General features: G+C 67.4%; 20 protein-coding genes. 9 read left to right on the top strand and 11 right to left on the bottom strand.

Annotated elements, in window-relative coordinates; genetic code table 11:
• Positions 1 to 21: 21 nt before the first annotated feature.
• A complete protein-coding gene (locus DK26_RS06930) occupies positions 22 to 1368 on the bottom strand; it encodes an Nramp family divalent metal transporter (protein WP_066469685.1) in 1347 nt (448 codons plus the stop codon).
• Between the two features lie 185 nt (positions 1369 to 1553).
• On the opposite strand from DK26_RS06930, the gene DK26_RS06935 reads away from it, so the two are divergent.
• Together DK26_RS06935 and DK26_RS06940 are read left to right on the top strand one after the other, a co-directional pair.
• Positions 1554 to 2186: a DUF2155 domain-containing protein gene (locus tag DK26_RS06935; protein WP_066470204.1), complete on the top strand. Its 633-nt coding sequence runs from the start codon at positions 1554 to 1556 to the stop codon at positions 2184 to 2186.
• Between the two features lie 3 nt (positions 2187 to 2189).
• Positions 2190 to 2576 (top strand): VOC family protein, encoded by a 387-nt coding sequence (locus tag DK26_RS06940; protein WP_066469687.1) that lies wholly within the window; start codon positions 2190 to 2192, stop codon positions 2574 to 2576.
• Here DK26_RS06940 and DK26_RS06945 read toward each other — a convergent pair.
• From DK26_RS06945 to DK26_RS06975, 7 genes are all read right to left on the bottom strand, one after another.
• Positions 2567 to 3262 carry a class I SAM-dependent methyltransferase gene (locus DK26_RS06945; RefSeq protein ID WP_066469688.1) on the bottom strand — a complete coding sequence of 232 codons (696 nt, stop codon included), beginning with the start codon at positions 3260 to 3262 and terminating at the stop codon, positions 2567 to 2569. The two genes, DK26_RS06940 and DK26_RS06945, sit on opposite strands and share 10 nt — an antisense overlap.
• Entirely contained in the window at positions 3252 to 3716 is a 465-nt protein-coding gene (locus tag DK26_RS06950) for an Rrf2 family transcriptional regulator (protein WP_066469690.1), read from the bottom strand. The genes DK26_RS06945 and DK26_RS06950 overlap by 11 nt, the downstream gene beginning before the upstream one ends.
• 84 nt (positions 3717 to 3800) lie before the next feature.
• Positions 3801 to 4493 (bottom strand): leucyl/phenylalanyl-tRNA--protein transferase, encoded by a 693-nt coding sequence (aat, locus tag DK26_RS06955; RefSeq protein ID WP_066469691.1) that lies wholly within the window; start codon positions 4491 to 4493, stop codon positions 3801 to 3803.
• Between the two features lie 163 nt (positions 4494 to 4656).
• Positions 4657 to 6021, bottom strand: a complete 1365-nt coding sequence (gene accC / locus DK26_RS06960; protein ID WP_066469694.1) for an acetyl-CoA carboxylase biotin carboxylase subunit — start codon at positions 6019 to 6021, stop codon at positions 4657 to 4659.
• Positions 6022 to 6050: 29 nt separating this feature from the next.
• Positions 6051 to 6512: an acetyl-CoA carboxylase biotin carboxyl carrier protein gene (gene accB / locus DK26_RS06965; protein ID WP_066469695.1), complete on the bottom strand. Its 462-nt coding sequence runs from the start codon at positions 6510 to 6512 to the stop codon at positions 6051 to 6053.
• A gap of 250 nt (positions 6513 to 6762) precedes the next feature.
• A complete protein-coding gene (locus DK26_RS06970; RefSeq protein ID WP_066469696.1) occupies positions 6763 to 7551 on the bottom strand; it encodes a DsbA family protein in 789 nt (262 codons plus the stop codon).
• Between the two features lie 36 nt (positions 7552 to 7587).
• Positions 7588 to 9021, bottom strand: a complete 1434-nt coding sequence (locus DK26_RS06975) for a M48 family metalloprotease (RefSeq protein ID WP_066469697.1) — start codon at positions 9019 to 9021, stop codon at positions 7588 to 7590.
• Positions 9022 to 9215: 194 nt separating this feature from the next.
• On the opposite strand from DK26_RS06975, the gene DK26_RS06980 reads away from it, so the two are divergent.
• On the top strand, positions 9216 to 9497 hold the full coding sequence (locus DK26_RS06980; protein WP_066469700.1) for a YARHG domain-containing protein: 282 nt from the start codon (positions 9216 to 9218) through the stop codon (positions 9495 to 9497).
• A gap of 139 nt (positions 9498 to 9636) precedes the next feature.
• Here the strand turns inward: DK26_RS06980 and DK26_RS06985 are convergent, their stop codons facing one another.
• Together DK26_RS06985 and DK26_RS06990 are read right to left on the bottom strand one after the other, a co-directional pair.
• The gene (locus DK26_RS06985; protein ID WP_066469701.1) at positions 9637 to 10350 is read right to left on the bottom strand and encodes a DNA helicase; all 714 of its coding nucleotides are present in this window, start codon (positions 10348 to 10350) and stop codon (positions 9637 to 9639) included.
• Positions 10351 to 10509: 159 nt separating this feature from the next.
• Positions 10510 to 11424 carry a LysR substrate-binding domain-containing protein gene (locus DK26_RS06990; RefSeq protein WP_066469702.1) on the bottom strand — a complete coding sequence of 305 codons (915 nt, stop codon included), beginning with the start codon at positions 11422 to 11424 and terminating at the stop codon, positions 10510 to 10512.
• A 116-nt stretch (positions 11425 to 11540) separates the two neighbouring features.
• Here DK26_RS06990 and DK26_RS06995 point away from each other — a divergent pair, with 116 nt between their 5' ends.
• The 4 genes from DK26_RS06995 to DK26_RS07010 all read left to right on the top strand — a co-directional run bounded on the left by DK26_RS06995 (position 11541) and on the right by DK26_RS07010 (position 14875).
• Complete coding sequence (locus tag DK26_RS06995) at positions 11541 to 12266, top strand: SDR family oxidoreductase (RefSeq protein ID WP_066469703.1); 726 nt, start codon at positions 11541 to 11543, stop codon at positions 12264 to 12266.
• A gap of 10 nt (positions 12267 to 12276) precedes the next feature.
• Complete coding sequence (locus DK26_RS07000) at positions 12277 to 12738, top strand: carboxymuconolactone decarboxylase family protein (protein WP_066469704.1); 462 nt, start codon at positions 12277 to 12279, stop codon at positions 12736 to 12738.
• Between the two features lie 74 nt (positions 12739 to 12812).
• The gene (locus DK26_RS07005) at positions 12813 to 13103 is read left to right on the top strand and encodes an Atu4866 domain-containing protein (RefSeq protein ID WP_066470207.1); all 291 of its coding nucleotides are present in this window, start codon (positions 12813 to 12815) and stop codon (positions 13101 to 13103) included.
• A gap of 263 nt (positions 13104 to 13366) precedes the next feature.
• Positions 13367 to 14875 (top strand): ATP-binding protein, encoded by a 1509-nt coding sequence (locus DK26_RS07010; RefSeq protein WP_066469705.1) that lies wholly within the window; start codon positions 13367 to 13369, stop codon positions 14873 to 14875.
• 127 nt (positions 14876 to 15002) lie between these two features.
• Here DK26_RS07010 and DK26_RS07015 read toward each other — a convergent pair whose 3' ends face one another.
• Positions 15003 to 15575, bottom strand: coding sequence for a TIGR00645 family protein (locus DK26_RS07015; protein ID WP_066469707.1), 573 nt, complete (start codon positions 15573 to 15575; stop codon positions 15003 to 15005).
• Positions 15576 to 15806: 231 nt separating this feature from the next.
• On the opposite strand from DK26_RS07015, the gene DK26_RS07020 reads away from it, so the two are divergent.
• Positions 15807 to 16250, top strand: a complete 444-nt coding sequence (locus tag DK26_RS07020; protein WP_066469709.1) for a BA14K family protein — start codon at positions 15807 to 15809, stop codon at positions 16248 to 16250.
• 309 nt (positions 16251 to 16559) lie between these two features.
• Positions 16560 to 17771, top strand: coding sequence for an NAD(P)/FAD-dependent oxidoreductase (locus DK26_RS07025; RefSeq protein ID WP_066470209.1), 1212 nt, complete (start codon positions 16560 to 16562; stop codon positions 17769 to 17771).
• Positions 17772 to 17817: the final 46 nt, after the last annotated feature.

Below are 17817 nucleotides of genomic sequence, written 5' to 3' on the forward strand. Positions count from 1 at the left end.
GGCGGGACCGCAGCGTCGCCCTCAGCCTGCCCCACCGGCGAAGTCGACCAGCAGCTTGAGGTTCAGCGCCGCGATCACGAGCGCGATCAGCACGGCGAAGGCGACGAGCCAGCGCGGCGCGACGAGTTCGCCCATCTTCGTCCGGTCGGCGGTGAACATCACCAGCGGGAAGACCGCGAAGGAGAGCTGCAGCGAGAGCACGACCTGGGTCAGGATCAGCAGCTGCGCCGTGCCGCTGTCGCCGTACCAGATCGTCACCGCCGCCGCCGGGATGATGGCGATGCCGCGGGTGATCAGCCGGCGCAGCCAGGGCGGCAGCCTGATCTTGAGAAAGCCTTCCATCACGATCTGGCCGGCGAGCGTCGCCGTGACCGTCGAGTTGATGCCGCAGCAGAGCAGCGCGATGCCGAACAGGGTCGGGGCGATCGCCAGCCCGAGCAGCGGGCCGAGCAGCTTGTGGGCGTCGCCGAGCTCGGCGACGGAGGTCTGTCCGGTCTTGTGGAAGGTCGCGGCCGCCAGGATCAGGATCGAGGCATTGATGGTCAGCGCGAACATCAGCGCCACAGTCGAATCGATTGTCGCGTATTTCAGCGCCTGGCGCTTCTCCGGCAGGCTCTCGCCATAGGCGCGGGTCTGCACGATGCCCGAGTGCAGATAGAGATTATGCGGCATCACCGTCGCGCCGAGGATGCCGAGCGCGAGATAGAGCATCTCCGGATTGCGGACGATTTCGGTCGTCGGCGCGAAACCGCGAACCACCTGCCCCCAATCGGGATCGGCGAGCGCGATCTGGATCGCGAAGCATAGCGCGATCACGCCGAGCAGCGTGATCACCAGCGCCTCGACCCAGCGGAATCCGAGCTTCTGCAGATAGAGGATCAGAAACACGTCGAGCGCCGTGATGATGACGCCGAGCTCGAGCGGAATGCCGAAGATCAGGTTCAGGCCGATCGCCGTGCCGATCACCTCGGCGATGTCGGTGGCTATGATCGCGATCTCGGCCAGCAGCCACAGGACGAAGGAGACCGGCTTCGGATAGGCGTCGCGGCAGGCCTGGGCGAGGTCGCGGCCTGAAGCGATGGCGAGGCGCGCGCACAGCGATTGCAGCACGATCGCCATGATGTTGGAGACCAGCGCGACGACGAGCAGCGTGTAGCCGAACTTCGAACCGCCTGCGAGCGAGGTCGCCCAGTTGCCTGGGTCCATGTAGCCGACGGCGACGAGATAGCCCGGCCCGACGAAGGCGGCGGCTCGTCGCCAGCCGGGGCCGGTCGGGCGCACCGTGATCGAGCGATGGACATCGGAGAGGGAAGCTTCGCCCCGCTCGCTGCGCCAGCCGGGCTGCGGCCTGTCGACCCGTGCGTCCATTGCCGTCCAATCTGCAACTGCGATCTATTCGCAAGATAGACAATTGCGAATGGATCGCAAGAGCATTGTTGGAACACGTCGTCCTTCGGCTCTTCCCCGCCTTCCGCCCTTTTTCCGCTGCGATTGCCGTGCTACGTCCGCGCCGACGCGGCAGCGCCGCGCTGCAAGAGAATCGCAAAGCCAGCATGCCATCGCTCCGCAGAGTCATCGCCCTTGCCGCCCTCTCAGGCGCCGCGCTAGCGCTGGCTGCGCCCGCCAAGGCCGACCGCATCCGCAATCCGGTCGCGGTCTTCGCCGGGCTCGACAAGATCACGGGCCGGATCATCTCCTTCGAGGTGGCGATCGACGAGACCGTGCAGTTCGGCGCGCTGCAGTTGACACCGCGTGTCTGCTGGACGCGGCCGCCGACCGAGGCGCCGCAGACCACGAGCTTCACCGAGGTCGACGAGGTCACCTTCAACAACGAGTACCGGCGCATCTTCACCGGCTGGATGTATGCGGCGAGCCCCGGCCTGCACGGCGTCGAGCACGCGATCTACGACGTCTGGCTGACCGACTGCAAAGGCGGCACCGAGCTGGTGGTCGATCCGAAGGAGCCCGAGGCCTCCCCGCCGCCGACGGCCGGCCAGCGCCCCGAGCGTCCGGTGCGCCCGGCCCGCGAGACACTCCCCCCCGGCGTGCCTGGCGCGCCTGGTGGCAACCAGCGCATCGACGTCGCGCCGCCGCAGGGCGTGCCGGTGCAGCCGCGCGCGCCGACGCAGCGCTTCTTCCCGACCAACCCCACCGGCGGCGGGCGCGATCCGGCTGGCGGCAACTGAGCCATGGCGCGCGTCACCGGCATAGGCGGTCTTTTCTTCCGCGCCGGTGATCCGCAGATGCTCGCGGCCTGGTATGAACGCCATCTCGGCATCGACGACCTAGCCAAGGCTGTCTGGAGCCAGGACGCCGGGCCGACCATTTTCGGCCCCTTCGCCGCGACGACCGACTATTTCAGCCGGCCCGAGCAGCAATGGATGGTGAATTTCCGCGTCGACGATCTCGACGCGATCATGGCCTCGCTCAAGGCCGCCGGCATCGCCGTGGAAACCCGGACGGAATGGGATTCCGAGGTCGGCCGCTTCTGTCGCATCCACGATCCCGAGGGTAACCCGATCGAACTCTGGCAGCCCTCGGCCCAGGCGTTTCCGCCCCCGGATGCTCAGGCATAGGCGACCCAGCCGCGGAAGCTGAACCCCGCATAGAACAGGCCGACATCCGAGAAGCCCGCCGCGCGCAGGATCGCCTCGTCCTCTTCGGGGCTGAGCAGTGCGAGATGGGCTTCGATGGTGGCGCGCGCCTTCTCCACCTTGACCGGATCGGTGCCCGCGGCGACGGCGAAGGCGGCGTAGCGCGACAGCCAGCGCCCACGCTCGCCTTCGCCCTGCGGAAAGCTGGCATGGGCGACGACCAAGGGCGCGCCCGGCCTGAGCCGCCGCCGGATCTCGCTGGCGGTGCGCCGCCGTTCCTCGGGCGCCAGGAAATGCAGAGTCAGCAGGCAGGTGGCGGCATCGAACGGTCCTTCCGGCGCGGCGTCGATATAGCCCTCGTGCAGCCGCACGCGCGCGCCGAGCGGCCCCAGCGTCTCGGCTGCCAGCTTCAGCATTTCGGCGGCCGGATCGACTCCGTCGAAGCTCCAGCCCGGATAGGCCTGCGCCAGCGCTTTGAGCTCCAGCCCGCCCCCTGCCCCGAGAACAAGCACCCGAGCCGCCGCCGGAGCGCGCTCGGCCAGCAAGATGCCGGTCATGCGGTGCAGGTCGTGGAAGCCGGGCACGATGCGCGGTGGGCCCTCAGGATAGCGGGCAACTGCTGCAGGGTCGGAGAACGGCGCCAGCTGCGGGTTCTGATCAGCCTGCATGGACGGACTCCAGATCGTGACGGCCGCCGCGCGCGGCGAGGCGCTCCTGCAGTCCGGCGTTGAGGGCAGCGAGCGTAACCTCTCCCAACCGGGCGAGCAGCACCGCCTCCGCCTCCGCAAAGGCCTGGTCGAGTTCCGCATTCACCGCTTGCTCGACGACGCAGGCCGGGCTCTCCGAGCGATTGCCTATCGCCAGCAAGGCGGGGCGCCCGAGCGCCATGTAGATGTCGTGCAAGGTGACCTTCGAAAGCTCGCAAGAAAGGGTCCAGCCGCCGCCATGCCCCTTCTCCGAGCGGACATGGCCCTGCTCGCGCAGCCCAGACATGATCCGCCGGATCACCACGGGATTGGTCGCCATCGCCTTCGCCAGCACCTCGGAAGTCACTGGCCCGTCCTGCTCGGCCATGTGGAGCAGGACGTGCAGCACTCCGGACAATCGACTGTCGCGCTTCATGAAACTTCATATGTTGCGTGACATGATCAAGGTCAAGACCTCGCTGGCAGGCTCCTGCTGCAGCGCCGCCATGGTCCTGTTCACTCAGGGAGGCGGAGAAGCGCCTTCCAGCTCCGCCAAGGCCTCACTGCCGCTGACGCGCTTGTCCCGCGGCCAGCTCCACCACTGCGCCTCGACAGCGATCGCCGGCTCGAGAATGCCGCGATAGACCGCGCGCGGCAGCTCGCGCGTGCCGAACTGGGAGAGATGGGCGGTCTGGAACTGGGCGTCGAGCAGGTGGTATCCGCCCCGCCGCAGGCGAGCCACAAGATACACCAGCGCCACTTTCGAGGCGTCGGTCTCGCGATGGAACATGCTCTCGCCGAAAAAGGCCCCGCCGAGCGAAAGCCCGTAGAGCCCGCCGACCAGTTGCCCCTCGCGCCAGCATTCGACCGTATGGACGAAGCCGAGCGCGAACAGCTCGCCATAGAGCGCCCGGATGCGCCGGTTGATCCAGGTCTCCTCGCGGTCCGGGCGGCTCTCGGCGCAGGCGGCGATCACCGGCTCGAAAGCGTGGTCGACCCGGATCTCGAAACGGTCGGAACGAACCGTGCGCCGCAGCCGGCTCGGCACATGGAAGGCGTCGAGCGGGATGATGCCGCGGATCTCGGGCTCGACCCAGAACAGGCCGGGATCGTCGGCGCTCTCGGCCATCGGAAAAACGCCGCCCGCATAGGCGCGCAGCAGGATTTCCGGCGTAATCGTGGGCGCGCGCACGGGGGTGGAACGGGCCTTCATGCAGTGATGGGAGCGCGGGCGCGCGAGCCTGTCAAACCGTCGGCGTCCTTCTCGGGTGGAGCGAAGCGCAAACCCGAGAATCTCGTGCAGGAAATCTGCCGCTAGAAGCGCCCTCAGGCCCATCATGCTCGGGTCAAGCCCGAGCATGACGTAGCGCCGGGCCTCAGCCCTCGCCGGGCTGCCCCATGCCGCCATTGGCCAGGAATTTCTCGAGCCAGTGGATGTTGTAGTCGCCATTCAGCATGTCCTGGTTGCGCACCAGCGTGCGGAACAGCGGCAACGTCGTGTCGACACCGTCGACGACGAACTCGTCGAGCGAGCGGCGCAGGCGCATCAGGCACTCGTCGCGATTGCGGCCGTGCACGATCAGCTTGCCGACCAGCGAGTCGTAATGCGGCGGGATGACATAGCCCTGATAGGCCGCCGAATCGACGCGGACGCCGAGGCCGCCCGGCGTGTGGAACGAGGCGATCTTGCCGGGCGACGGCCGGAAGTTCGCGGGATGCTCGGCATTGACGCGGCATTCGATGGCGTGGCCCTCGATGACGACGTCTTCCTGGCGGATCGACAGCGGCGCGCCGGCAGCGATGCGGATCTGCTCGTTGACCAGATCGATCCCGGTGATCATCTCGGTGACCGGATGCTCGACCTGGATACGGGTGTTCATCTCGATGAAGTAGAACTCGCCGTCCTCGTAGAGGAACTCAATCGTCCCCGCCCCGAGATAGCCCATGTCGGCCATCGCCTTGGCGCAGATATTGCCGATCCGGTCGCGCTCGCCGGCGTTGAGGGCCGGTGACGGCCCCTCTTCCCAGACCTTCTGGTGGCGGCGCTGCAGCGAGCAGTCGCGCTCGCCCAGATGGATCGCCCGGCCCTTGCCGTCGCCGAGCACCTGGATCTCGATATGGCGCGGCTTCTCGAGATATTTCTCGATGTAGACGGCGTCGTCGCCGAAATTAGCCTTGGCCTCGCTGCGGGCGGTGGCGAGCAGGACGGATATCTCGTCCTCGCTGCGCACGACCTTCATGCCCTTGCCGCCGCCGCCGGACGCCGCCTTGATGATGACGGGCAGGCCGATCTCTCTGATGATGCGCAGCGCCTCCTCGTCATCGGCGACGCCGCCTTCCGAGCCCGGAACGCAGGGAATGCCGAGGCGCTTGGCGGTGCGCTTGGCCTCGATCTTGTCGCCCATGCTGCGGATATGCTCGGCCTTGGGGCCGATGAAGGTGATGTTGTGCCGCTCGAGAATCTCGGCGAAGCGGGCATTCTCGGAGAGAAAGCCATAGCCGGGATGGACCGCGTCGGCGCCGGTGATCTCGCAGGCGGCGATCAGCGCCGGGATATTGAGATAGCTCTCGCGCGCCGGCGGCGGACCGATGCAGACGCTCTCGTCGGCGAGGCGCACATGCATGGCGTTGGCGTCGGCGGTCGAATGCACCGCGACGGTGGCGATGCCGAGCTCCTTGGCGGCGCGCAGCACCCGGAGCGCGATCTCGCCACGATTTGCGATCAGGATCTTGTCGAACATCTTCAGCCCGCTCCCGTCCGGCGCCGGCCTCACTCGATCACCAGCAGCGGCTCGCCGTATTCGACCGGCTGCCCGTCCTCGACGAGGATGGCGATGACCTTGCCGGCGCGGGGCGCCACGATGTCGTTGAAGGTCTTCATGGCCTCGACGAGCAGGACGCGCTCGCCGGCCTTAACTTCCTGGCCGATCTCGATGAAGGGCTTGGCCTCCGGCGAGGGCCGGCGATAGGCGGTGCCGACCATCGGCGAGTTCACCGTGCCGGGATGGGCGGCGGCGGCCTTGGCCTCGAGCGGCGCTGCGGCGACCGGCGCCGGCGCGGCAGCATAGGCCGGAGCCGCAGCGACGGGAGCCATCACGGTCGCGGTGATGGTGCGCGCCACGCGGATGCGCAGATCGCCCTTCTGCACCTCGATCTCGGTCAGGTCCGTCTCGTTGATCAGCTGCGCCATTTCGCGCACGAGTTCCGGATCGATGGGGCTTTTGGTCGCCATGGCGGACTTCACCGTCTTTGTGAGCTCGATGGATGGGACGGCACGTCCCGAAGGAGAAGCGGATATGCGAATGAATGGCGCCGGATCAAGCCGGCGGCCGCGCCGCGTCGGCGGGTATTAACCGGAACAGCGGTTCAGGGAAAGGGAGAAGGCGAGCGCTTTCCCCCATTTGCAGGCCGAAAGCCGCCGCCGCACCCCAAAAAGGCGCGGCGGGGGTTCCGATCCTTCCCCGCTCGGCTGGCTCTGCCGCTCAGCCGCTGCAGGTCGCCTTGCCGCATTTGCGGACCGATTCGATCTTCTGCTTCAGCGCGGGAGCGCCGACCGCGCCGAACACCACCTCGTCGCCGATCACGAAGGCCGGCGTGCCGGTCAGGCCGAGCCGGTCGCCGAGCGCCACCGTGTGCTCGATCACGGCGCGGGTCGCCGGCGCATCCATGTCCTTCTTCAGGCGCTCGATGTCGGCGCCGGCCTCCTTGGCGATCTCCATCGCCTTGGCGCCGTTGATGCGGCCCTTGGTAGCCATCAGCTTGAGATGGAAGTCCCAGTACTTCTGGCCCTGGAGCTGCGCCTTGGCGGCGATCGCGACCCGGCTGGCCTCGACCGAATCCGGCCCGAGGATCGGGAAATCCTTGATCACGACCTTCAGCTTCGGGTCGGCCTTGACCAGGTTGTTGACGTCTTCCATCGCCCTTTTGCAGAAGCCGCAATTGTAATCCATGAACTCGACGATGGTGACGTCGCCCTGCGGATTGCCGGCGATGACCGAGGTCGCGGGGTCGACGAGGCTCGCCTTCTCGGCCGAAAGGGCGTTGCGCTGCGCCTCGACCTGGGCGAGCTGGTTGCGGCGCTCCAGCTCGACCATCGCCTCCTGGATCAGCTCCGGGTTCTTCAGCAGCGTCTCGCGGACGAGATCGACCACGGCCTGGCGCTGCTCGGGCGTCAGCGCCGGAGCCTGGGCCTTGGCCGGCATGGCACCGAGGCCGAGCGCGGCCGCAGCGAGGCCGGCCATGGCGAGGCGGCGAAGCGGGGAAAGCAGCATTGGTGAAGGTCCTTTCAGGGCTGCGGCGGCTGGCCGCTAGCGTTGCTTGTCGGGAGGAACATAGTCGACGATGTCGCGGGCGCGTAGCGCCGCCGGCGAACCCTTCGGCAATTTGCCGAGCGCCCGGCTGGCTTGCGTATGCGCGACCGTCCAGTCGCCTTTGACGAAGGCATATTGCGCCGCCGAGAGTTCCGCCATCGCGATGTTGCCCTTGGCCGCGTAGGCGTTCGAGAGATGCTGGTGCGCGTCGGCGGAATCGGGCTCGCGCGACGCGGCGTTCGAGAGTTCGCGGATCGCTTCGTCGAGCAGGGCCGACTGCCCGGTCGAGAGCAGCGCATGGCCGAGCATCTGCCGGATCAACCCGGCATTGGGCGCGAGCGCGACCGCCTGGCGCAGCACCGGCACAGCCTCGCGGGCGCGACCCGCCTCGAGCAGCGCCTGCCCCTTGAGCTCGAGGAAATAGGCGTTGCGCGGCTCTTCGGCGCTGAGCTGGTCGATCGCAGCGAGCGCCTGAGCCATCCGGCCCGAGCGGTAATCGCTGATGGCACGGGCGTAGCGTGCCGCCATCGAGCGATCGGCCATGCCGTAGCGCCGGGCCACGCCGGCCTCGCGCTCGACGAAGCCCATCAGCTTGGCGCGCATCAGATCGTGCCGCGCCTGCAGCTCCGGCGGATCGAGCTTGTTGAAATGCGGGCTCGCCTTGGCCAGCGTCTCGAGCTGGGCAATGCGCTCGGTCGGCATCGGATGGCTGAGCGTATAGGGATCGATGTTGCGCGACAGGAAGGCGCTGTTCTCGGCGAAGCGCCCGAAGACGGTGAGCATGCCCTTGGCCGACATGCCGGCAGCACCGAGATAGCGCACCGCTGCCCGGTCGGCCGCCTGCTCCTCCGAGCGCTGATAGGCGAGCAAAGACCGGCGTACGAGTTCCTGCGGCCCGGTCAGGGCGCCCATCGCGCCGATGCCGGCATTGCCCATCGAGCCGCCGCCGCTGCGGGCGCCGGCGACCACGGCCCCCGCGCCTGCCAGCAAGCCCGCGATCGAGAGGATCTGTGCGCCCTGGATCTCCTGGCGCAGCCGGGCGAGATGCCCGCCGGCGAGGTGGCCGCTCTCATGCGCCAGCACGCCGATCACCTCGTTCGGCGTCGCGGCATCCATCAGCACGCCGATATTGACGAAGATCGACTTGCCGTCGGCGACGAAGGCGTTGAAGGCGCGGTCGTTGATCAGGATGATTCGGGTGCCGCGGGCATTGATTCCGGCCGCCTTGAAGATCGGCGCCGCGTAGTCGCGCAGCAATTGCTCGATCTCGGCATCGCGGATCAGCGAGATCGAGCGCTTCTGCGCCTCGGCCGCCACCGGAACGATGGCCGTAAGCGCGCCGCTCAGCGCAGCGACGATGCCGCGACGCGCGGAAGCCGGCAGGCTCCGTGCGGGCGATCGTGGCGGACTGAGGGTTCGCGCAGCTGTCATGACCTTCGATTCTTGTCGTCCGGCGCGGGGCGCGCCGTCAATTCACGGCTTTGCCAGCCCTTTGCAGCACGATCGTGATGCAGGCATGGCAGCCCGGCAACCGCCGCAGCGAAACCCCGGCCCTGCCAGCGAAAACCCTTGTGACGTACACAAGGGAGCGACCACTATGCAGCTCGAACCTTGCGAGGCCCACCATGTCGAAGCCTATCCTCCTCGCCTCCGCCATCGGCCTCGCTTTGCCCCTGCTCTCGGCAGCGACGCCGGCCGCGGCCCAGAGCTGCGAGGCGCTCTGGTACCAGCGCAACGAGATCTACAAGGCGCAGGGCTACTGCTTTCGGACGCAACGCGGCATCCGCGCCTTCGGCAATGCCGGCTGCCAGTACGACAATGTCGAGGATGTCCCGCTGTCGGCGAACCAGCGCCGGCAGGTTGCCGATATCCAGCGCGAGGAACGCGCCTATGGCTGCCCGCGCTGAACATCGACCATCGCCTGCCGTTTTCCGGTCGTAGCGAAACGGAGCCCTGGAACTCATCGTAGGGCTCGGCACTGTTTGACCGATTCCGGAACTGTGCGGCTTCGGCGCCAGTCTGGAATGACGGTGTAGTCTGAAGCGGTTAGCCGGTCGCCTGGAACCGGACCTCGCCCGCGTTCAGGAAGCAGGCCTTGCTGAACAGCGAGAGGTCGAGCGGATTGGGCAGGCGGACATCGTCGAGATCGGGACAGGGCTTCGTCGCCGGATCGTAGGATCGGTCGATCTGCGAGATGAAGCCCAGGATCAGCCCCCTCTCCCGCGCAAAGGCCTTGAGTGCGCTGATCTGCGCGCCAAGCTCGGGATTGCCGCGCTTCTGGTCGAGCAGCTGCAGATAGTCGACGATCGCCAGCGTGCCATCAGGCGCATCGGCCAGCACCTGCATGATGTGATCGGCATTGATCGCATCGGAATCGTCGAAGGTGAACAGCGCCTCGAATTGCGCCGGCTCGGCGCCGAGCGCCCGGAAGCAGCCGAGCACGTCCCTGGTCGTATATTCCAGTGTGAAGAAGACCGCCCGGCGGCCGGCCTTCATCGCCTCGACGGCGAGCTGGAGGCTCAGCAGCGTCTTGCCATGCCCCGGCCTCGCGCCGATCAGCAGCAGATCTCCCGGTGCGAGGCGATCAAGGAGCCCGGCGGCGGACAACATTTCTGCAGATTTGGCCGAAAGCAGACTCCAGGCGCCGACCCCCTCGCCGATGGCGATGCGGTCGAGCGCGCGATGCAGCGGAATGTTTTCCTTGCGCGAGAGTTCCCTGGCCTTGCGCTTCAAGCGGTAGACGGGTGCGGAAAGCTTCATCGGTGACCTCCTGATGCGAGCTACATCCGCAACCCCTCCTTATGCGCAGCGCTCGAACAGTCGGTTCGATGATCGGATCGGCCCTGCACGGCAGCGTGCTTCCCGATTGGAGGGTGGAGGCGCGGGCAGCGCCTGGAATCGGATCATAGCCGATCCCGCTCAGGCCGTCGCCTCGTGCCTGCTCCATTCGAAGCGCCGCAGATGGTCGACGAGCGCGCGCAGCTTAGGCGCCATGGCGCGGCGCCCGGGATAGTAGAGATAGAATCCCGCAAAGCTCGGGCAGAACGGCTCCAGCAGCGGGACCAGCTCGCCGCGCGCCATCGCCGGCTGGAAGCTCTCCTCCATGCCGAAGGTGATGCCGGCTCCCGCCACCGCGAGCTTGATCATCAGCGCCATGTCGTTGGTCGTGATCTCGGGCGCGACCGCGACGCTGAACTCCTTGCCGCCCTCCGCGAACTCCCAGCGATAGGGCGCGAGCTTCGGCGCCGGTCGCCAACCGATGCAACGATGCGCGGCGAGTTCCCTTGGATGCGCCGGCACGCCGAAACGCTCGCGATAGGCCGGCGAACAGACCGCCAGCTGGCGCTCCTCGCCACCGATCGAAACCGCGATCATGTCCTGCTCGATGACCTCGCCGAGCCGAACGCCGGCATCGTAGCCGGCGGCGACGATGTCGAACTCCTCGTCGGTCACCGTGATGTCGAGCTCGACCTCGGGATTAGCCGCCACAAAGCTCGCGAGAAACGGCCCCGACAGGAAGCGCTCGGCGATCGACGAGACGGCGAGGCGCAGGCGCCCGCGCGGTCCGGCCCGCAGATCCCGCGTCGCCTCGACGGCGGCGCGCAGATCGGACAGTGCCGGCGCGAGATCGGCGAGAAGGCGCGCGCCCGCCTCGGTCAGGCTGACGCTGCGCGTCGTGCGGCGGACCAGCGCGATGCCGAGCCGCTCCTCGAGCTTCCTGATCGTCTGGCTGACGGCCGAGCGCGTCACGCCGATCCGGTCGGCCGCCCCCCGAAAGCTGCTCTCCTCGGCGACGAGGGCGAACACGGCGAGCGCATTGAGATCGGGCTCCATTGGTTAGAATTTCTCTCCAGATCAGAAATAACAAGGCCGCTTATCGCGACAATGCCGCGCGCCTAGCTTTCGGGCAACCGCAATTCGCGGTGACAGGAACAAGCACGGAGTTCGACATGCCTCTCGACAAGGTCGTCCTGATCACGGGCGCCTCCAGTGGAATCGGCGCCGGCATTGCCCGCGAACTCGGCGCCGCCGGAGCCAGGCTGATGCTCGGCGCGCGACGTACCGATCGCCTCGATGCCCTCGCCCAGGAGATCCGGGCCGCAGGCGGCGAGGCTCGCATCCGCCGCCTCGACGTGACCGACCGCAGCGATGTCGCAGCCTTCGCCGATGCAGGCCGCGAAGCGTTCGGCCGCATCGACGTCATCGTCAACAATGCCGGCGTCATGCCGCTCTCGCTGCTGGCCTCGCTCAAGGTCGAGGAATGGGACCGGATGATCGACGTCAACATCAAGGGCGTGCTCTACGGCATCGCCGCCGTGCTGCCGCAGATGACGGCCCAGGGCTCCGGCCATGTGATCAACATCGCCTCGATCGGCGCGCTCGCCGTCTCGCCGGCTGCGGCCGTCTACTGCGCGACGAAATACGCGGTACGCGCAATATCCGACGGGTTGAGGCAGGAGCATGAGGAGCTGCGCGTCACCTGCGTCCATCCGGGCGTGGTCGAGAGCGAGCTCGCCGATTCGATCACCGATCCGATGGCGGCGGCACTGATGCGCAGCTACCGCGCCATCGCGCTCCAGCCCGACGCGATCGGCCGGGCGGTGCGTTTCGCCATCGAGCAGCCCGGCGACGTCGACGTCAACGAGATCGTCATCCGCCCCACCGCCGCCCGCTGAGGAGATCGCAATGAACGCTTACATCAGTACACCGCTCAAGATCGCCGCCACGGCCCTCTTCCTGGCCACACCGCTGCCTGCCGCCGCAGAGACCACCGAGGAGCGCCTGAAGCGCGGCGATGCCGTGATCCGCAGCCTCAACAAGGGCGCACCGCAGCCGGCGCTGGAGCGCCTGCGGCAGGAGTTTCCCTTCCTGGCCGAGGCGACCGAAGGCTATGCGCTCGGCGACGTCTGGTCCCGTACCGCGCTGGACAGCCGGACGCGGCAGCTCGCCGCCGTCACCGCCTTCGCCGCGCTGGGCGAGCTGCCCATCATGAAGGTCCATGCCGGCTACGCGCTCAATATCGGCGTCAGCGAGGAGCAGCTGAAGGAGGCGATCTATCTGGTGACCGTGACCTCCGGCTTTCCGCGCGCGCTCGCCGCTTCACAGGCCCTCTCCGAACTCTTCGCCGAACGCCGGAGGCAGCAATGACCAGGAGCTCGAACAAGAACCGCCTGCTGGCGGTGGCCGGTGCATGCGCCGCGGCCATGACCATCGATCTCGCAATGGAAGGTCCGATCCGCATGACGGTGACGCGAGCCGCCTCGGCCCAGACCCCGCAGAGCCACCCCTATGTCGGCATGTGGGTGACCGAAGACGGCCATGTCCGGCACAACCTCCTGCCCAATGGCCGCTATGACGAGGCCCGCGGCAGTCGCGAGAGCGCCTATCGCGGCCGCTACAGGGTCACCGGCGACCATATCGACTATTGGGACGATACCGGCTTCACCGCGGACGGAACCTTCATCGACGGCGTGCTGCACCATGGCGGCATGGTGCTCTACCGGCGCGAATAGCGGCCTCGCTTTATGCCCGAGGCGCTCCGGTATTTTGTGGATGCGGCGTTAGGCAGCGCTTCTAGCCCGCGCCGCGTATGCTAGACCTCGCGCCCGCCCGATCCGCACCGAATCGGGCCGCTGGAGCCGGATCCGGTCAGGCTGAATCGTCCTGGCTGGCGAATCCGCTTCCAAATGATTGATAGGGCACGCAGTTTCTGGCCGGTTTGCATCGCAATCCGACCGGCGCGTGCCCTAGGACCGAAAGCGACGCGCAAGCAGGCATGAAGACTGGCATCGACATGGGTTCGACGCGCAGCGGCGAGCCCGCTGAGCTCGATCTCGCCGAATTGCTGGCGACGCGGCTTCTGGTCCAGGGCAATTCCGGCTCGGGAAAATCGCATCTGCTGCGCCGCCTGCTCGAGCAGAGCGCGCCGCTGGTGCAGCAGGCGGTGATCGATCCCGAAGGCGATTTCGTCTCGCTGGCCGACCAGTTCGGCCATGTCGTGGTCGACGGCACGGCGAGCCCGCCCGAACTGCAGAAGATCGCACTGCGCGTACGCCAACACCGTGTCTCCGTCGTCCTCAATCTCGAGGAGCTCGATGCCGACGAGCAGTTGCGCGCCACTGCCGCCTTCCTCGGCGGGCTGTTCGATGTCGACCGCTCTTGCTGGTATCCGATGCTCGTCGTCGTCGACGAGGCGCAGCTCTTTGCCCCGGTGATGGCGGGCGAGGCTTCCGACGAGGCCCGCCGCCTCTCGCTCGGCGCCATGACCAACCTGATGTGCCGCGGTCGCAAGCGCGGGCTGGCCGGCGTGATCGCCACCCAGCGCCTCGCCAAGCTCGCCAAGAACGTCGCGGCCGAGGCCTCGAACTTCCTGATGGGCCGCACCTTCCTCGACATCGACATGCAGCGCGCCGCCGACCTGCTCGGCATGGACCGCCGCCAGGCCGAGATGTTCCGTGACCTCGAGCGCGGCCAGTTCGTCGCGCTCGGCCCGGCCCTGTCGCGGCGCCCCCTGCCGGTGCGCATCGGCTCCGTCGCCTCGGTCGACCGCGGCGGCGCGCCGAGCCTGCTGCCTCTACCCGACCAGGCCCCCGAGGATGCGAGCAAGCTGATCTTCACCGCCGGCGAAGGCGAGGCCACGCCCGCCCCCTGGCCGCGTCAGGCGCGCCCCCGTCCGGTCGTCGCCCCGGAGATCATCCGCCGGATCGAGACGCACCAACCGCCGGCGCCGCCGCCGGAACCCGAGATCGAGATGACGCCGGAGGAGCGCGAAGCGGCGCTCGTCGAGATCCTCAACGAGCTGCTCGACGATACCGAAGCGCGCGACCGGCCGGTCGCCGTGCTCTACCAGGACTTCACCGTGCGCTGCCGCATGCGCCGCGTCAGCGGCCCGGAGACTGGACTGGAGGCCTTCCGCAAGCGCCTCGCCGTCGCCCGCGCCGGGGCGAGCGAAGCGGTGCTGTCATCCGATGCCTGGGAGAAGGCGCTCACCGCCGCCGAGACGCTGCCGGAGGACCTGCACGGGCTCTTCCTCTTCATCGCCCGCAGCGCGATCGAGGGCGTCCCCTGCCCGTCCGATGCAGAGCTCGCCGAAGCCTATGGCAGCCATTCGCCGAGCCGGGCCCGCCGCCTGCTCGGCTATATCGAGGAGCGCGGGCTGCTCGTCTGCCATGTCGACTTCCGCGGCCAGCGCACCCTCGCCTTGCCGACGCTCGGCGTCGAGACCGCCGCCGGCCAGGCCGCGCCGCTGGTCAAGGGCCTGCCGCCGCGCCGAGCGCGGGGGTAATACGCGTCATTCTCGGGCGCAGCGAAACGTAGACCCGAGAATCTCCTGACGAGAAGGCGCTGTATTGACGCCTCCTCCGGCCCGAGATGCTCGGGTCAAGCCCGAGCATGACGCGTTTTGAACGTCCTCAATGCCCCTTGCCGCTGCCCACAGTCATCTTGTCGACCCAGGCGATTCCGAGCGCCGAGACGATGAAGATGGTGTGGATCAGCGTCTGCAGCAGCACCCCCGTGGTCGTATAGTTCGTCGCCGTCGGCCCGCCGATATTGCCGGCCTCGATGAAGGTCCGCAGCAGGTGGATCGACGAGATGCCGATGATCGCCATGGCGAGCTTGATCTTCAGCACAGAGGCGTTGACGTGGCTGAGCCATTCCGGCTGGTCGGGATGGTTCTGCAGCTTCAGGCGCGAGACGAAGGTCTCGTAGCCGCCAACGATCACCATGATCAGCAGGTTCGAGATCATCACCACATCGATCAGGCCGAGGACGACGAGCATGATCTGCTGCTCGGTGAAGTCGAAGGAGTGGGTGACGAGGTGCCAGAGCTCCTTGAGGAACAGGAAGACATAGACGCACTGCGCCACGATCAGGCCGAGATAGAGCGGCACCTGCAGCCAGCGCGAGGCGAAGATGATCATCGGCAGCGGCTTGAGCGCGGCGGAGGCCGGCAGCGCGCCGGCGGGTTCGACGGGGTGCGACATGTCGGGTTCTGGACCTCTGAGGGAATCGGACGCGAGGCGTCTTGTGCAGCGCGAAATGGTGCGTTGTTGCGACGTTCGCAAGCGAAATTGCTGAATTATCGCCGAGAACGTTGAAGTTTCGCCGTTTTTGGCGATTAGTGCTTTTGGCTACGTAGCGCCGCCACCGATGGCGGCGGTTACTCGGGGGAACTGTTTGCGTTCCTCTCGCGTTGGAGAGGAAAGGAGATTTCTATGCTCAGGACGACCATGATCGCAGCCGCTGCCGTTGCGGGTGCATTCGTTCTCGCCGCCCCCGCCGGCGCCGCTCCGCTGGCCCCGGCCACGGCAGCCGTCGCGGCCTCCGCCAGCGAAGGCTTGGTCGAGGCGGTTCAGTATCGTCGCTATTACGGGCCGCGCTACGGCTATCGCGGCGGCTACTATGGCGGCTATCGCTACAACCGCGGCGCCGCCGTCGGCGCCGGCATCGCGGCTGGTGCGATCGGCGCACTCGCGGCCGGCGCCCTGCTCGCGCCGGGCCCGGTCTATGCCGAGCCGGTACCGCCGCCCTATCGCGGGCCGGTCTATGCCACGCCGGATGCCGACGCGATCGCCTATTGCTCGCGCCGCTTCCGCAGCTACGACCCCGAGACCGGTACCTATATCGGCAACGGCGGCGTGGTCCGCGCCTGCCCGTAAGGGTCGCGCTTGTCGAGACGCGTCGAGGCCTCCCCGGATCGGGAGGCCTTTTTCGTCCGCGGCCGCGCGACGGGCTCCCGGTCGTTCGCCTCGGCGGTTGCTGGCGGAGCGCGGATCATCTACCCGAGGCCGGGCGTCGCGCGATGCCGCCGAAAGCGCGGTGCTATGCCCGTCCGGGCTATGCTGGGGCCAGAATCGGACCGAGAAGCGGAAACCGCGTTTCGGAGGAATCCGATGCTTAGACTAAGGGGATAGATCGCCGTTTTGCGTCCACCGGGACGCATGGCGATCGAGCACTATCCGATGCCGATCGAGCGTTTTGACACCGTCATCCTGGGCGCCGGTGCTGCCGGAATGATGTGCGCCATCCATGCTGCATCGCGCGGCGGGCGTGTTCTCGTTGTCGATCATGCCAGGGCCCCCGGCGAAAAAATCCGCATCTCCGGCGGGGGGCGCTGCAACTTCACCAATATCGGCACGAGCGCGCGCAACTTCCTTTCCGGCAACCCGCATTTCGCCAAATCGGCGCTCGGGCGCTACACGCAGCACGATTTCATCGGCCTGGTCGAGAAGCATGGCATCGCCTACCACGAGAAGACGCTAGGCCAGCTCTTCTGCGACGATTCCGCCAAGCAGATCATCGCGATGCTGCTCGACGAGATGGCGCAGGCAGCCTGCGAGCTGCGCCTCGGAACAACGCTGGAAGCTCTCGAACGAAGCGATGACGGCTTTGCGGTCAGGCTTGGCGGCGACGGCGCGGCCGACATCCGGTGCCGGCACTTCGTCGTGGCGTGCGGTGGCAAGTCGATCCCGAAGATGGGCGCGTCCAGCCTTGGCTACCAGATTGCCGACCAATTCGGCCTGGCGGTGACGGAAACGCGCCCGGCCCTGGTGCCGCTGACATTCGGCGACGAGGTTCTTGCCGGATTTCGCGAAATTGCCGGCGTCGCCGCCGATGCACGGGTCTCATGCGGCAAGACCAGCTTCGAAGAGGCGCTGCTGTTCACGCATCGCGGACTTTCCGGTCCCGCGATTCTGCAGATCTCGTCCTACTGGCGGGAGAAGCAACCGATCAGGATCGCCCTTCTCCCCAGGCTCGATTTTTTTGCCGCCTTGCGCGCCTCCCGACAGGAGAACGGTCGCAGGAGTATTTCAAACACCCTCGCCGAGATTCTTCCGAAGCGGTTGGCGGCCCACCTTGCCGATGCCAATGGCTGGGCGGGGCCGATCGGAGATGCCAGCGACAAGAAGCTCGCCGCGATCGCCGCGATCCTCCATGGCTGGGAGGTTCTGCCCATCGGATCGGAAGGATATCGGACCGCGGAGGTCACGCTGGGCGGCGTAGACACCTCCGGTCTGAGCTCCCGGACGATGGAAGCAAGGGCGGTCGACGGCCTGTACTTCATCGGTGAAGTCGTGGACGTAACCGGCTGGCTCGGCGGCTATAATTTCCAATGGGCGTGGTCGTCGGGATGGGCTGCGGGGACAGCGATCGCGGAACGGAGTTCGCCGCGCAACTGAGCCCTCTACCCGCGGCTTCAGGGTTCTTCCCGGTCCAGACTCCGCG

Source organism: Allobosea sp. WAO (assembly GCF_001509835.1).
In the GTDB taxonomy this organism is placed as follows: domain Bacteria; phylum Pseudomonadota; class Alphaproteobacteria; order Rhizobiales; family Beijerinckiaceae; genus Allobosea.

Bases quoted from the DNA above. Each gene is read 5' to 3' on its own strand.
- DK26_RS06985 (WP_066469701.1), bottom strand. From the start codon at position 10,350: ATGAAGCTTTCCGCACCCGTCTACCGCTTGAAGCGCAAGGCCAGGGAA.
- DK26_RS07005 (WP_066470207.1), top strand. From the start codon at position 12,813: ATGGAAGGTCCGATCCGCATGACGGTGACGCGAGCCGCCTCGGCCCAG.
- DK26_RS07015 (WP_066469707.1), bottom strand. From the start codon at position 15,575: ATGTCGCACCCCGTCGAACCCGCCGGCGCGCTGCCGGCCTCCGCCGCG.
- DK26_RS06945 (WP_066469688.1), bottom strand. From the start codon at position 3,262: ATGCAGGCTGATCAGAACCCGCAGCTGGCGCCGTTCTCCGACCCTGCA.
- DK26_RS07000 (WP_066469704.1), top strand. From the start codon at position 12,277: ATGAACGCTTACATCAGTACACCGCTCAAGATCGCCGCCACGGCCCTC.
- DK26_RS06930 (WP_066469685.1), bottom strand. From the start codon at position 1,368: ATGGACGCACGGGTCGACAGGCCGCAGCCCGGCTGGCGCAGCGAGCGG.
- DK26_RS06995 (WP_066469703.1), top strand. From the start codon at position 11,541: ATGCCTCTCGACAAGGTCGTCCTGATCACGGGCGCCTCCAGTGGAATC.
- DK26_RS06975 (WP_066469697.1), bottom strand. From the start codon at position 9,021: ATGACAGCTGCGCGAACCCTCAGTCCGCCACGATCGCCCGCACGGAGC.
- DK26_RS07010 (WP_066469705.1), top strand. From the start codon at position 13,367: ATGAAGACTGGCATCGACATGGGTTCGACGCGCAGCGGCGAGCCCGCT.
- DK26_RS06940 (WP_066469687.1), top strand. From the start codon at position 2,190: ATGGCGCGCGTCACCGGCATAGGCGGTCTTTTCTTCCGCGCCGGTGAT.
- DK26_RS06980 (WP_066469700.1), top strand. From the start codon at position 9,216: ATGTCGAAGCCTATCCTCCTCGCCTCCGCCATCGGCCTCGCTTTGCCC.
- DK26_RS06950 (WP_066469690.1), bottom strand. From the start codon at position 3,716: ATGAAGCGCGACAGTCGATTGTCCGGAGTGCTGCACGTCCTGCTCCAC.
- aat (WP_066469691.1), bottom strand. From the start codon at position 4,493: ATGAAGGCCCGTTCCACCCCCGTGCGCGCGCCCACGATTACGCCGGAA.
- DK26_RS06935 (WP_066470204.1), top strand. From the start codon at position 1,554: ATGCCATCGCTCCGCAGAGTCATCGCCCTTGCCGCCCTCTCAGGCGCC.
- DK26_RS06970 (WP_066469696.1), bottom strand. From the start codon at position 7,551: ATGCTGCTTTCCCCGCTTCGCCGCCTCGCCATGGCCGGCCTCGCTGCG.
- DK26_RS07020 (WP_066469709.1), top strand. From the start codon at position 15,807: ATGCTCAGGACGACCATGATCGCAGCCGCTGCCGTTGCGGGTGCATTC.
- DK26_RS06990 (WP_066469702.1), bottom strand. From the start codon at position 11,424: ATGGAGCCCGATCTCAATGCGCTCGCCGTGTTCGCCCTCGTCGCCGAG.
- accC (WP_066469694.1), bottom strand. From the start codon at position 6,021: ATGTTCGACAAGATCCTGATCGCAAATCGTGGCGAGATCGCGCTCCGG.
- accB (WP_066469695.1), bottom strand. From the start codon at position 6,512: ATGGCGACCAAAAGCCCCATCGATCCGGAACTCGTGCGCGAAATGGCG.